Consider the following 15,211-nt stretch of genomic DNA (forward strand, 5'->3'; position numbering starts at 1 on the left):
CAGCGTCCGGTGTCCTGGTTTGGGGCGCTGTTTGCCGTGTTGGGGCCCGGAAAGCGCGCCCCGCGTAGACGGGGTGCGCCCCATTGCGAACGACGGGTGTCGGGCAGCGCCCCGCTGGGATGGAGTGCGCCCCATCGCGCTGCGGGGCCCGGTGCCCTGGTGTGGGGCGCCGTTCGCCGTGTTGGGGCGCGGAACGTGCGCCCCGCTGGGTCGGACTGCGCCCCATGGCGGGCGGGCGCGGAGGCGGGGCGAGGGAAGTGCGCCCCGCGGGGACGGGGGTGCGCTCCGCGGGGGCGGGGTCAGCCCCACCGCGCGCGAGGAGAGCACGATTCAGGAAGCAGGATGTCCGCGTTCGGGTGCACAATGTAGCGTCGCACCGATCCGAGGGGGAGCATGTCCGACGAAGCAGTCACGCACATCGCCGATTCGCACGAGGTCATCCGTGTCGTCGGAGCCCGCGAGAACAACTTGAAGGACGTCAGCGTCGAGATCCCCAAACGCCGACTGACCGTGTTCACAGGGGTGTCGGGATCGGGGAAGTCCTCGCTCGTCTTCGCCACGATCGCCAACGAGTCGCAGCGGCTCATCAACGAGACGTACCCGACGTTCGTCCAGCAGTTCATGGGCCAGCTCAATCGCCCCGAGGTCGACGCGCTCGAGAACGTGAGCCCCGCGATCATCGTCGATCAGGAACGGATGGGCTCGAACTCCCGTTCCACAGTCGGCACGGCGACCGATGCTCACGCGATGCTGCGGATCCTCTTCAGCCGGCTCGGTGACCCGCATGTCGGTTCACCGCAGGCGTTCTCCTTCAACATCCCTTCCGTCAAGGGTGCCGGTGCCGTCGAGATCCAGGTCGGCAAGAACAAGGGCAAGAAGGAGCGGCGCTCGTTCGAGATCACGGGCGGGATGTGCCCGAACTGCGAGGGTCTCGGCGAAGTGAGCGATATCGACCTCGACGAGCTCTATGACAAGACCAAGTCGCTCGCCGACGGAGCCATCACGATCCCGGGCTACAGCGTCGACGGATGGATGGTGAAGGGATACACCGAGTCGGGCTTCGTCGATCCGAAGAAGCCCATCCAGGACTACACCGAACAGGAGCGGGACGACTTCCTCTACAAAGAGCCCGTCAAGGTCAAGATGGCGGGCATCAACATGACCTACGAGGGGCTCGTCCCCAAGATCACGAAGTCGATGCTCCAGAAGGATCGCGACTCACTTCAGCCTCACGTTCGCGCGTTCGTCGACCGTGCGGTCAAGTTCATGCCGTGTCCGGAATGCGACGGGTCACGCCTCAACGAGGGTGCCCGGTCGTCGAAGATCAAGGGTGTCAACATCGCGGATGCCGCGGCGATGCAGATCACGGATCTCGCGGCGTGGCTGCGGACGGTCGACGATCCCTCGGTCGCTCCGCTCATGCAGAGCCTCCGCGAAACGATCGACTCGTTCGTCGACATCGGCCTCGGCTATCTGTCGCTCGATCGTGCTTCCGGAACGCTGTCGGGAGGGGAAGCGCAGCGCACCAAGATGATCCGCCACCTCCGCTCGCCACTGACGGACATCTCGTACGTCTTCGATGAGCCGACAGCGGGCCTGCACCCGCACGACATCCAGCGGATGAACGCGCTCCTTCTGCAGCTGCGCGACAAGGGCAACACGGTCCTCGTCGTCGAGCACAAGCCCGAGGTCATCGAGATCGCCGATCACATCGTCGACCTCGGACCCGGGGCAGGCCGCGCGGGAGGCGAGATCCAGTACACGGGTGACGTCGACGGGCTTCGTGCGTCGGCCACGATCACGGGCAGGCACCTCGATCATCGCGCGCGGCTGAAGGACTCGTCACGCGCTGCCACCGGCGCGCTCGAGATCCGCGGCGCCACACAGCACAACCTGAAGAGCGTCGACGTCGACATCCCGCTGGGCATCCTGACTGTCGTGACGGGCGTCGCCGGGTCGGGAAAGTCGTCGCTCATCCACGGCAACGTCCCCGCCTTCGACGACGTCGTGGTCGTCGACCAGTCGCCGATCAAGGGGTCGCGCAGGTCGAGCCCAGCGACCTACACGGGACTGCTCGACACCATCCGGGCGGCGTTCGCGAAGGCCAACGGCGTCAAGCCGGGACTCTTCAGCGCGAACTCCGAGGGCGCCTGTCCGGCGTGCAAGGGTCTGGGCGTCATCGTCACGACCCTCGGGTTCACCCAGACGGTCGAGACACTCTGCGAGCTGTGCGACGGAACCGGTTTCAGCGACGACGTGCTGGAGTACGAGCTCGACGGCAAGAACATCGCCGAAGTCCTCGGGATGTCGGCGACGGAGGCGGCGCAGTTCTTCACGAAGGGACCGGCGCACACGACCCTCAGTCGCATGATCGACGTGGGGCTCGGCTACATCACGCTCGGACAGGCGCTCAACACTCTCTCCGGCGGTGAGCGTCAGCGGCTCAAGCTCGCGATCTCGATGGCGAAGAAGGGTGCCGTCTACGTCCTCGACGAGCCGACGACGGGGCTCCACCTCGCCGATGTCGACAATCTGCTGGCGCTCCTGGATCGACTCGTCGAAGCGGGCAACTCCGTCATCGTGATCGAGCATCACCAGGCCGTCATGGCACATGCCGACTGGATCATCGACATCGGGCCGGGGGCCGGACGAGACGGCGGCGAGATCGTCTTCCAGGGGCCGCCAGCCGACCTCGTGGCATCCGCAGACACGCTCACGGCCCGGCACCTGAAGGACTACGTCGGCCGCTGAGAATGGGGGAATGTCCCCATCCCGCGCAACTTCCGGCCTGATCGGCGGAGGTTACGCTTGTCGCACCGCATGCAGTGAGCGCCCGGGCTGTCCGGGACCCGACGCTTCGCCGATACGCGCCTGGGGGAGGCCGAGTCCGAATGACGTCGTTCGCGTGGCTCCGCGCGCGCCCCAAGGCGCTCGCTTCCGCGAGTGTCCTGACCGCGTCGGCGGTCGCGATCGCGACGATGGCGTTCGTGTACGAGGGGTTCCCGACGACGGAGGTGGATCTCCACGACGGTGGCGTGTGGGTGACGAAGCAGTCGGCGCTGATGGTGGGGCACTTCAATCACGAGTCCCGCGTGCTCGACGGGGCGCTCCGCACGACGAGTGACGACTACGACATCATCCAGTCGGGCGAGACGGTCCTTCTCCATGACCGCACGGATGCCAGCCTGACGGCCGTCGATCCGGCCATGGTGGTTTTGACGGATGCCGCGACCACTCCTGTCGATGCCGATGTGCAGCTCGGCGGCGAGACCGTCGCGCTCCTCGACCGGGAGTCCGGCGATGTGTGGGTCGTGCCCGCGCAGGCGGCGTCGTCGTTCCAGGTGCAGGGCACCGATCCGACGGCATCCCTCGGGCCGGGCGCGGCGATCGCCGTCGGGGTCGACGGGACGACCTACGGGGTGTCGCCGTCGACGAGCGAGCTCGTCACGATCCGCGCGGGCGACGACGGCGAGGCGGCGGAGCCCACCGTGAGCACGCTCCCCGGCGTCGACGAGTCGAGTGAGGTGAGTGTGTCGGCGGTGGGGTCGACGGCGGTGGTGTTGGATGCCGCGTCGGGTCGTGTGTTGTCGTCGGCGGGACTCTCCGCTGAGGTTGAGCAGGGTCAAACCGGTGTGTTGCAGGTTCCGTCGGTGGAGTCTGATGCGGTGTTGGTGGCGACGTCGGGGTCGTTGGTGCGGGTGCCGTTGGATGGGTCGGAGCCGGTGGGGGTGTCGTCGGGGGCGCAGGGGGATCCGGCTGCTCCGGTGCGGTTGAACGGGTGTTCGTATGCGGCGTGGTCGGGGTCGGCGAAGTTCGTCCGCGATTGTGTGGGCGAGGCGGATGATCTGAGTGCGGATATCGAGGGTGTGACGCCGGAGTCGGTGTTGCGGTTCCGGGTGAACCGGGATGTTGTCGTGTTGAACGACATCGTCGGTGGGGCTGCGTGGATGGCCAGCGACAGTCTGCAGCGGATCGATAACTGGAACGATGTGACTCCTCCGGAGGGGGAGACGGAGGAGGACGAGCAGACGACGGAGGAGTCGGTGGAGACGACTCTTCCGGAGCGGACGGAGCAGAACACGGCCCCGATCGCCAACGACGACGACTTCGGTGTCCGCCCGGGCCGCACGACGGTCCTTCCGGTCCTCGACAACGACAGCGACGCGGACGGCGACGTCCTCACCGTGACTTTGCCGAACGGCGACCCCGGGTTGGGGACCGTGCAGCCGATCAACAACGGTGCCGGCCTTCAGATCGCCGTCCCGGAAGATGCGACCGGGTCTGATTCCTTCCTCTACGAAGTGAACGACGGCCGAGGGGGGACGGACACCGCGACGACCCGACTCACGGTTCACGGCTGGGATGTCAACTCGGCGCCGGTGCAGAAGCGTGTGACGGCGGTGACGGTGGAGTCCGGTGGGACGGTGTCGTACAACGTGCTGCCGGATTGGATCGATCCGGACGGCGACGACGTGTTCCTCGCGAGCGTTGTCCCTGCTCCGGGCGATGAGGCGGATTTCACGTCGGATGGTCGGATCACATATCGCGCGATCGGGGGAACGCAGGGTCGCAAGGATGTCGTAGTCCTGGTGTCCGATGGCAACGAGGTGACCGAGGGGATCGTGCGGTTCGACGTGCGTCCGGTGGGGTCGACGGTGCCGGTGACCAACGCGGATCATGTCGTGGTGCGGGCGGGGCAGACGGTGACGGTGTCACCGCTCGCGAACGACACCAGCTCGGGCCGGGAGCCGCTGAGGCTGACGCGGGTCGATGAGGTGGCGGGAGCGACGATCGTCCCGGACTTCGCGAACAAGACGTTCTCCTTCACGTCCGACGCGCCGGGCACGTACTACGTGCAGTACCTCGCGTCGGCGGGCGCGAACGGTGTTCCGGGTCTCGTGCGGGTGGATGTCCTGGCGGATAGTGACACCGACCGGGATCCGATCGCGGTCCGCGATGTCGCGCTCCTTCCTTCGGGTGGGGACGTGTTGGTGAACGTGCTGGCGAACGACAGTGACCCCGCCGGCGGCATCCTGGTCGTGCAGTCCGTCACGGTCGAACCCAACAGCGGCATCGCCGTCTCGGTCCTCAACCACGAAACCCTCCGCATCACCGATCAAGCGGCGCTCGGGGAGCAAGTGCGCATCACGTATCGCATCTCGAACGGCGCGCGGCAGGCGGCGGGCGAGGTCGTCGTCATTCCGGTGCCGGCGCCGTCGCAATTGCGCCCCCCCGTCGCGAACGACGACCAGGTCATCGTCCGCGCGGGTGACATCGTGACCATCCCCGTGCTCGACAACGACTACCACCCGAACGGCGACACGATTCATGTCGCTCCTGATCTGGTGCCCCCTCTCCTCGACCCCGCGAAGGGCGAGGTCTTCGTCTCGGAAGACACGCTGCGGTTCAAGGCGGGGAGCGAGCCGGGCACGGCGTATGCGACGTACGAGGTCTTCGACTCGGCGGGTCAGAAGGATGCCGGATACGTCACGATCCAGATCCTCCCCGTCAACGAGGAGACGAACACCGCGCCGCGTCCGCGCGACCTCACCGCCCGCGTCCTCAACGGATCCAAGGTCAAGATCGCCATTCCGCTCGACGGCATCGATCCCGACGGCGACTCCGTGGAGCTCGTCGGTGTCGCGAGCGCCCCGAAGAAGGGGCGCATCACCGAGACCGGATCGAACTTCCTCGTCTACGAGTCGTTCGACGAATCGGCGGGGCTCGACTCGTTCACGTATCGCGTCCGCGACCGGCTCGGGCTCGAGGCGACGGCCCCGATCCGCGTCGGCATCGCCCCGCCCGAGGCGGTGAACCAGGCGCCGTACGCGGTGAAGGATTCCGTCATCATGCGTCCGGGGCGCTCGGTGGCGGTCCCCGTCACGGCGAACGACTCCGATCCCGATGGAGACGAGTTCGGCCTCGTCCGCGATGGGTTGATCCTCCCGGACGTTCCGGGACTGGAGGCGGTGGTTCAGGGCCAGCGGGTCGTGGTGACCTCGCCGGATGAGCCGGTGGAGACGAGCCTGCAGTACACGATTCGCGACGCACGCGGTGCGGAGGCGAAGGCGGTCTTGCAGATCACGGTCGCCGATGACGTGCCGTTGCAGCGTCCGATCGCGCGCGATGACCGGGTGCAGCCGGCTGACATCGAGGACGACCAGGTCGACGTCGAGGTCCTCGCCAACGACGAAGACCCGGATGGCACGAAGGACGCCCTCACGGTGAGCGTCGCCGGCGACACCGCACGCGTCCTCGATGACGGAACCGTGCGCGTGACCCTCAGCGATGAGCGGCAGCTCCTGACGTACACGATCACGGATCAGGACGGGCTCGCGGCATCCGCGTTCATCGTCGTCCCCGGTCTGGGCTCCCTTCCGCCGACGATCACGGGGACCGGCGCGATCGAGGTGAAGAGCGGCGAGACGATCGAGATCCCGCTCGCGGAATACGTCCGCGCGGGGGCTGGCAAGAGCGTCGTGGTCACCGAAGCGCAGAAGGTGCAGGCGTCGTTCTCCAACGGAGCCAACCTGGTCAAGGATCAGCGGACCCTCGTCTACACGTCCGCCGCCGGGTACTTCGGTCCCGATGCCCTCACGTTCGAAGTGACGGATGGTACGGGACCCGACGACCCCGCCGGCATCAAGGCGACGCTCTCGCTCGCGATCACCGTCCTTCCGCCCGACAATCAGCAACCGTCCTTCACGAGCGGACAGGTGGACGTCGCTCCCGGTGAGGACCCCGCAACGCTCGATCTCCGCGCACTGACGACGGATCCCGACCCCGGTGACCTCGAGCGCCTGCAGTTCCAGCTCGTCGGCAGCGCGCCGCAGGGGATCTCGGCATCCATCGATGGCGGAGCGCTTCGAGCGAGCGCCGGTGCCGGCACACCCAAGGGCACGACCGCGACGCTCACCGTGCGCGTGACGGATGGCGAGACGGAGCCCGTCGAGGGGACGGTGACCGTCCGCGTGACGGCATCGACACGTCCTCTCCCCACCGCCAACGATGACACGATCGCGGAGGCCCCGCAGGGGAGGGCCGTCACGGTCCCCGTCCTCGCGAACGACTTCAACCCCTTCCCCGAGACGCCGCTCACCGTGACGACCGCCATCGTCGAGACCGGTCAGGGCACCGCCGCGGTCGCGGGTGACCAGGTGCGTGTGACTCCCGACGCGAACTTCTTCGGGACGATGGTCGTGCGGTATCGCGTGCAGGATGCCACCGGCGACGCGGACCGCGAAGTGGAAGGCCGCATCCGGCTCACGGTGCAGGGTCGTCCGGATGCGCCGGGGACGCCGACGGTGTCGAGTGTGCAGGATCGAACGGTGGTGTTGTCGTGGTCGCCGCCGCCGAACAATGGCGCGGAGATCACGGGCTACACGGTGCGGTCGCTGGCGGGGAACTACACCAAGGCGTGTGTGGCGACGACGTGCACGTTGGATGGTTTGACGAACAACGTGGAGTACAACTTCGTGGTTGTTGCGACGAATCGGGTGGGGGATTCGGAGGCGTCGGCGCCGTCGGAGACGGCTCGGCCGGATGCGCGTCCGGATACGCCGAATCCGCCGACGTTGCAGTTCGGTGATCGGAGTTTGCAGGTGGCGTGGGTGACGCCGTCGACGCCGGGTTCTCCGGTGGAGTCGTTCACGCTGGAGATCTCTCCCGCGCCGCCGTCGGGGATCACGCAGAAGACGAATGTGACGGGCAACTCCCTGACCTGGGAGGGCCTGGAGAACGGCACGAACTATCAGGTGCGGGTGCGGGCGCATAACCGTGCGCCGGATCCGTCGAGCTGGAGCGCGTACTCGGCGGGCATGGTCCCCGCCGCACCGCCGTCGGCCGCGGCAGCACCCACCACGACCCGCCTGCAACCGGTCGGGACGCAGGCGCAGATGCAGGTGAACTGGACGCCTCCCGCCGCGAACGGCGATGCGATCTCCGGCTACCGCCTGAACGTCATTCGTGGCGGCTCGCTCGTGCGCACGGTTCCGGTCCCGGCTGGGCAGACGAGCCAGGCGCTGTCGATCGACGCATCGACGTCGGACTACACGTTCACGGTCGCGGCGCAGAACAAGGCCGGGTGGGGTGCCGACAGCGCCCCGTCGGCCCCGCGCCGGGCCTTCACGCCTCCCGGCGCCCCGACCAACGTGCAGGCGACGACCCCCGCGAACGACAGTCGCATCGTCGTCACCTACGGCGAGGCGCCGGGCAACGGCGCGAACCCGAGCGAGCTCCGCTACGAGTACAACGTCGGTGGCGGTTGGCGCGGCGATTGGGACGGCCGCACGATCGTGTCCGGCATCGCGAACAACAACACGTACACCGTCCAGGTCCGGGCCTACACGCAGCTCGACGGCGTGCGTTACGACGGTGCGGCTTCGTCGGCATCCAACAGCGCGGCGCCCTATGGTCCGATCGGGCAGCCGGGAGCGTCGGCATCCGCCAGCGGCACGAACATCACCTTCAACTGGTCGGCCCCGGCGCGGAACGGTCGCGACATCGTGAAGATGGAGATCGCGATCGACGGGGTCACGGGCTGGAAGACGGTCGCTGCGAGCGGCAGCGAAACCCACGACGTCGGGTACTCGCAGAGCCGCGCGATCCAGGTGCGGGCCACGGATGCCGCGGGTCAGGTCTCGACGAACTCGGCCTCGGCCCGATCCGCAGATCCGCCGCAGCCCCGCGCGTGGCCGAGCAAGGGATCGAGCGCCGTCGGTCAGTACCGATGCAGCGACCCGTCGTGCGCGTACGCCGTCCTGAACGTCTCGAACTTCCCCGCGGGCGACTACACCCTGTCGTGCAACGGAACCGGTCCGTGGGGAGGCCAGTGGGGCGCGAGCGTATATTCCGTTCCGGCCAACGGGTCCATCCAGCTCAACTGCTACTTCGGCGACCCGGGCGAGGAATTCTGGATCCTCATTCACGGCCGGGGTGAGTCAGAACGTATTCGCTGGTACTAGAGGGTGAAGAGACGGGTGGGGGAATATCCCCATACCCGCAGGTTCATACCACTCTTCGCGTCGGGTTACGCTTGTCGGACTAGATCCCACAATGAGCGCCCGGACAGGTCCGGGACCCGACGCTTCAGAGAACGTGCCTGGGGGAGGCCGAGTTCATATGACGTCGTTCGCTTGGTTGCGTGCGCGCCCGAAGGCGCTGGCCTCTGCCGGCATCGTCTCGGCGACCGCGGTCGCTCTCACCACGATGGCGTTCGTGTACGAGGGTTTTCCGACGACGGAGGTGGATCTCCACGACGGTGGCGTGTGGGTGACGAAGCAGTCGGCGCTGATGGTGGGGCACTTCAATCACGAGTCTCGCGTGCTCGATGGGGCGCTCCGCACGACGAGCGACGACTACGACATCGTGCAGTCGGGCGAGACGGTGCTCGTCCACAACCGCACCGACGCGAGTCTGACGACGATCGATCCCGCTCTCGTCGTCCTGACGGATGCCGCGGACCTTCCCGCCGACGCCGATGTCCAGCTCGGCGGCGGCACGATCGCCGTCCTCGACCGCGAGTCCGGCGACGCGTGGGTCTTGCCTGCGGCCGCCGCGGGCGCCTTCGAGGTGCAGGGCACGGATCCGACCATGTCGCTCGGTCGCGGTGCCGCGATCGCGGTGGGAACCGACGGAACGGCCTACGGAGTGTCGCCCTCGGACGGGGAGCTTCTGACGATCGAGCTCGACGAGGGCGACGAGGCCCGTGAACCGTCTCGCACGAGCCTCGAGGGTGTCGATGAGACCAGTGAGGTGAGTGTGTCGGCGGTGGGGTCGACGGCGGTGGTGTTGGATGCCGCGTCGGGTCGTGTGTTGTCGTCGGCGGGACTCTCCGCTGAGGTTGAGCAGGGTCAAACCGGTGTGTTGCAGGTTCCGTCGGCGGAGTCTGATGCGGTGTTGGTGGCGACGTCGGGGTCGTTGGTGCGGGTGCCGTTGGATGGGTCGGAGCCGGTGGGGGTGTCGTCGGGGGCGCAGGGGGATCCGGCTGCTCCGGTGCGGTTGAACGGGTGTTCGTATGCGGCGTGGTCGGGGTCGGCGAAGTTCGTCCGCGATTGTGTGGGCGAGGCGGATGATCTGAGTGCGGATATCGAGGGTGTGACGCCGGAGTCGGTGTTGCGGTTCCGGGTGAACCGGGATGTTGTCGTGTTGAACGACATTGTCGGTGGGGCTGCGTGGATGGCCAGCGACAGTCTGCAGCGGATCGATAACTGGAACGATGTGACTCCTCCGGAGGGGGAGACGGAGGAGGACGAGCAGACGACGGAGGAGTCGGTGGAGACGACTCTTCCGGAGCGGACGGAGCAGAACACGGCCCCGATCGCCAACGACGACGACTTCGGTGTTCGCCCGGGCCGCACGACGGTTCTTCCGGTGCTCGACAACGACTCCGACGCGGACGGCGATGTCCTCACGGTCACGCTTCCCGATGGGGATCCCGGCCTCGGTGTCGTCCAGCCCGTGAACAACGGGGCAGGTCTGCAGATCGCGGTGCCCGAGAACGCATCGGGGAGCGACTCCTTCGTCTATGAGGTCGATGACGGCCGAGGCGGAACCGATCAGGCCACCGTGCGGATGTCTGTGCGCGGGTGGGATGTCAACTCGGCGCCGGTGCAGAAGCGTGTGACGGCGGTGACGGTGGAGTCCGGTGGGACGGTGTCGTACAACGTGCTGCCGGATTGGATCGATCCGGACGGCGACGACGTGTTCCTGGCGTCGGTGGTGCCTGCTCCGGGCGATGAGGCGGATTTCACGTCGGATGGTCGGATCACATACCGGGCGATCGGGGGGACGCAGGGCCGCAAGGATGTCGTGATCCTGGTGTCGGATGGCAACGAGGTGACCGAGGGGGTCGTGCGGTTCGATGTGCGTCCGGTGGGGTCGACGGTGCCGGTGACGAACGCGGATCATGTCGTGGTGCGGGCGGGGCAGACGGTGACGGTGTCGCCGCTCGCCAACGACACCAGTTCGGGTCGGGAGCCGCTGAGGCTGACGCGGGTCGATGAGGTGGCGGGGGCGACGATCGTCCCGGACTTCGCGAACAAGACGTTCTCCTTCACCTCTGACGCGCCGGGCACGTACTACGTGCAGTACCTCGCGTCGGCGGGTGCGAACGGGGTTCCGGGCCTGGTGCGCGTGGATGTGCTGGCCGACAGTGACACCGACCGGGATCCGATCGCGGTCCGTGATGTCGCGCTCCTTCCTTCGGGTGGGGATGTGCTGGTGAACGTGCTGGCCAATGACAGTGACCCGGCTGGTGGCATCCTCGTGGTCCAGTCCGTCACGGTCGAACCCAACAGCGGCATCGCCGTGTCCGTCCTCAACCACGAAACCCTCCGCATCACCGACCAGGGCGCGTTGTCACAGCAGGTGCGGATCAGCTACCGGATCTCCAACGGGTCGCGCCAGGCCGAAGGCGAGGTCATCGTCATTCCGGTACCGGCGCCGTCGCAATTGCGCCCGCCGGTCGCGAACGACGACCAGGTCATCGTCCGCGCGGGTGACATCGTCACGATCCCCGTGCTCGACAACGACTACCACCCCAATGGCGACACGATCCACGTCGCTCCCGATCTGGTGCCGCCTCTCATCGAGCCCGAGGACGGAGAGATCTTCGTCTCCGAAGACACCTTGCGCTTCAAGGCGGGCGACGAACCCGGAACCGTCTACGCGACCTACGAGGTCTACGACACGGCGGGTCAGAAGGATGCCGGATACGTCACGATCCAGATCCTCCCGATCAACGAGGAGACGAACACCGCTCCCCGCCCGCGTGACCTGACGGCGCGTGTGTTGAACGGGTCGCGCGTCAAGATCGCGATCCCGCTCGACGGAATCGACCCCGACGGTGACTCGGTCGAGCTCGTCGGCATCGCCACCCCGCCGAAGAAGGGGCGCATCAGTGAGACGGGGGCGAACTTCCTCGTCTACGAGGCCTTCGACGATGCCGCGGGCCTCGACACCTTCAGCTACCGTGTGCGCGACCGCTTCGGTAAGGAGGCCACCGCGCCCGTGCGGGTCGGCATCGCCCCGGCCGAAGCGGTCAATCAGGCGCCGTATGCGGTCAAGGATTCCGTCATCATGCGTCCGGGGCGCTCCGTGGCGGTGCCGGTGACGGCGAACGACTCCGATCCCGATGGGGATGAGTTCGGTCTCGTCCGCGATGGGCTGGTCCTCCCGGATGTTCCGGGACTGGAGGCGGTGGTTCAGGGCCAGCGGGTCGTGGTGACCTCGCCGGACGAGCCGGTGGAGACGAGCCTGCAGTACACGATCCGCGACGCACGCGGTGCGGAGGCGAAGGCGGTTTTGCAGATCACGGTCGCCGATGACGTGCCGTTGCAGCGTCCGATCGCGCGCGATGACCGGGTGCAGCCGGCTGACATCGAGGACGACCAGGTCGACGTCGAGGTCCTCGCCAACGACGAAGACCCGGATGGCACGAAGGACGCCCTCACGGTGAGCGTCGCCGGCGACACCGCACGCGTCCTCGACGACGGCCGGATCCGCGTCACCCTGATCGACGCGCAGCAGCTCCTCACCTACACGATCACGGATGAGGACGGCCTGACGGCATCCGCGTTCCTGTTCGTTCCCGGGCTCACGACGATTCCGCCGACACTCATCAGCGATCGCACGATCGAGGTCGCCAGCGGTGAGACGATCGACGTCCCGCTCGCGGAGTACGTCCGCGCGGGGGCTGGCAAGAGCGTCGTGGTCACCGAGGCGGCCAAGGTCCAGTCATCCTTCTCGAACGGCGCGAGCCTCGTCAAGGACCAGACGACCCTCACCTACACGTCCGCCGACGGGTACTTCGGCCCCGACGCGCTCACGTTCGAAGTGACGGACGGCACGGGACCCGACGACCCCGCCGGTATCAAGGCGACGCTCACGATCCCCATCACGGTGCTTCCCCCCGACAACCAGCAGCCGACGTTCACGAACGGTCAGGTGGACGTCGCGCCCGGCGAAGACCCTGCATCGCTCGACCTCCTCGCGCTCACGACCGACCCCGACCCCGGCGACCTCGACGGCATGAGCTTTGCCATCGTCGGCGGCGTGGCGCAGGGGCTCTCGGCATCCATCGAGGGCGGGACGCTGCGTGCCAGCGCCGCGGCGAACACCCCCAAGGGCACGACGGCGACCGTCACGGTGCGCGTCTCGGATGGTGAGACGGAGCCGGTCGAGGGCGTCGTGACGCTGCGCGTCATCGGTTCGACGAGGCCGCTCGCGACGGCGAACGACGATGTCGTGCCGGAGGCTCCGCAGGGGCGCACCGTCGACGTCGCGGTGCTCGCGAACGACTTCAATCCCTTCCCCGAGACACCGCTGAAGATCGTCACGGCGCGTGTCGAGACGGGGCAGGGCGCCGTCGACATCGCGGGTGACCGGCTGAGCATCACGCCGGGCGCCGACTTCTTCGGCACCCTCGTCGTGCGCTACCGCGTGCAGGATGCCACGGGCGACCCCGACCGTGAGGTCGAGGGCCGTGTGAACGTGACGGTGCAGGGTCGTCCGGATGCGCCGGGGACGCCGACGGTGTCGAGTGTGCAGGATCGGACGGTGGTGTTGTCGTGGTCGCCGCCGCCGAACAATGGTGCGGAGATCACGGGCTACACGGTGCGGTCGCTGGCGGGCGGGTACTCGAAGGCGTGTGTGGCGACGACGTGCACGTTGGATGGTTTGACGAACAACGTGGAGTACAACTTCGTGGTTGTTGCGACGAATCGGGCGGGGGATTCGGAGGCGTCGGCGCCGTCGGAGACCGCGCGTCCGGATGCGCGTCCGGACACGCCCAACCCGCCGACGCTGCAGTTCGGCGATCGGAGCCTGCAGGTGGCGTGGGTGACGCCGTCGACGCCGGGTTCTCCGGTGGAGTCGTTCACGCTGGAGATCTCTCCCGCGCCGCCGTCGGGGATCACGCAGAAGACGAATGTGACGGGCAACTCCCTGACCTGGGAGGGCCTGGAGAACGGCACGAACTATCAGGTGCGGGTGCGGGCGCATAACCGTGCGCCGGATCCGTCGAGCTGGAGCGCGTATTCGGCGGGCATGGTCCCCGCGGCGCCGCCGTCGGCCGCGGCAGCACCCACGACGACCCGCATCGACTCCGTCGGGACGCAGGCGCAGATGCAGGTGAACTGGACGCCTCCGGCCGCGAACGGCGATGCGATCTCGGGCTACCGCCTGAACGTCATCCAGGGCGGCACCGTGCGCAACACGATCCCGGTCGCGGCGGGACAGACCTCGCAGGCCGTCACGGTGCAGACCTCCACGTCGGACTACACGTTTACGGTCGCGGCGCAGAACAAGGCCGGGTGGGGTGCCGACAGCGCACCCTCCGCCCCACGCCGCGCGTTCACACCTCCCGGCGCTCCGACCAACGTCTCGGCGACCGAGGGCAACAACACCGTCGCCGTGACGTACACGCCGGGCGCTGCCAACGGAGCCAACGCGAACGAGATCCGCTACGAGTACTCCGTCAACGGCGGCGGATGGCGCAACGACTGGGACGGCCGGACGATCGGGAACGGTCAGGTCAACAACAACGGGTCCTACTCGGTTCGTGTGCGGGCGGTTGCGACAGCCGACGGCTCGACGTACCAGAGCGATCCGTCGGCCGCGTCGAACACCGTCGCACCGTACGGTCCCATCGGCAACCCGACCGCGGACGCAAGCCGCAATGACCGCACGATCACGTTCAGCTGGACCTCCCCGGCGAGGAACGGCCGCGACATCACGACGCAGATCCGAATCGACGGTGGCGGATGGACGACCGTGGCGGCGAGGGACACCATTCGCCGCGACTACGGCTACTCCGAGACCCACACCATCGAGGTGCGCACGACGGCGGCGGGACAGACCACGACGGCGTCGGCACAGGCCCGCACGGTCGACGCGCCGCCGCCCCCGCAGCCGAAGGCGTGGGTGACCCGCGGAGGGTCGGCCGTCGGCCAGCCGAACTGCGGCTCCGCGGCCTGCGCCTTCTTCGTCGTCAACACGCAGAACTTCCCCGCCGGCGACTATCAGGTCACCTGCTACAGCAGCCGCAGCGGAGCGTTCGCGACGACGCGCGTCACGTCCATTCCCGCCAACGGCTCGCGCGAGCTCGGCTGCTACTACGGCTACGCCGGTGACCAGGTCTGGGTCGGGATCAGCGGCACGCAGTACGAGAGACGCTCCTGGTAGCGGCATCCGCTTCAACAGAAAGACACCG

The 15,211-nt window shown here is 67.7% G+C and carries 3 protein-coding genes; all 3 read left to right on the plus strand.

Translation table 11 applies throughout. The annotated features are described in order from the left end of the window. The first annotated feature begins 393 nt into the window (after positions 1-393). The 3 genes from FBY39_RS04975 (at position 394) to FBY39_RS04985 (ending at position 15,183) form a co-directional block, all read left to right on the plus strand. On the plus strand, positions 394-2,751 hold the full coding sequence (locus tag FBY39_RS04975) for an excinuclease ABC subunit UvrA (RefSeq protein ID WP_141930704.1): 2,358 nt from the start codon (positions 394-396) through the stop codon (positions 2,749-2,751). 140 nt (positions 2,752-2,891) lie between these two features. After that, positions 2,892-8,963 carry an Ig-like domain-containing protein gene (locus tag FBY39_RS04980; RefSeq protein ID WP_141930706.1) on the plus strand — a complete coding sequence of 2,024 codons (6,072 nt, stop codon included), beginning with the start codon at positions 2,892-2,894 and terminating at the stop codon, positions 8,961-8,963. Positions 8,964-9,120: 157 nt separating this feature from the next. Beyond that, on the plus strand, positions 9,121-15,183 hold the full coding sequence (locus tag FBY39_RS04985; protein ID WP_141930708.1) for an Ig-like domain-containing protein: 6,063 nt from the start codon (positions 9,121-9,123) through the stop codon (positions 15,181-15,183). Positions 15,184-15,211: the final 28 nt, after the last annotated feature.

This window comes from Microbacterium sp. SLBN-146, from assembly GCF_006715145.1.
GTDB lineage: Bacteria > Actinomycetota > Actinomycetes > Actinomycetales > Microbacteriaceae > Microbacterium.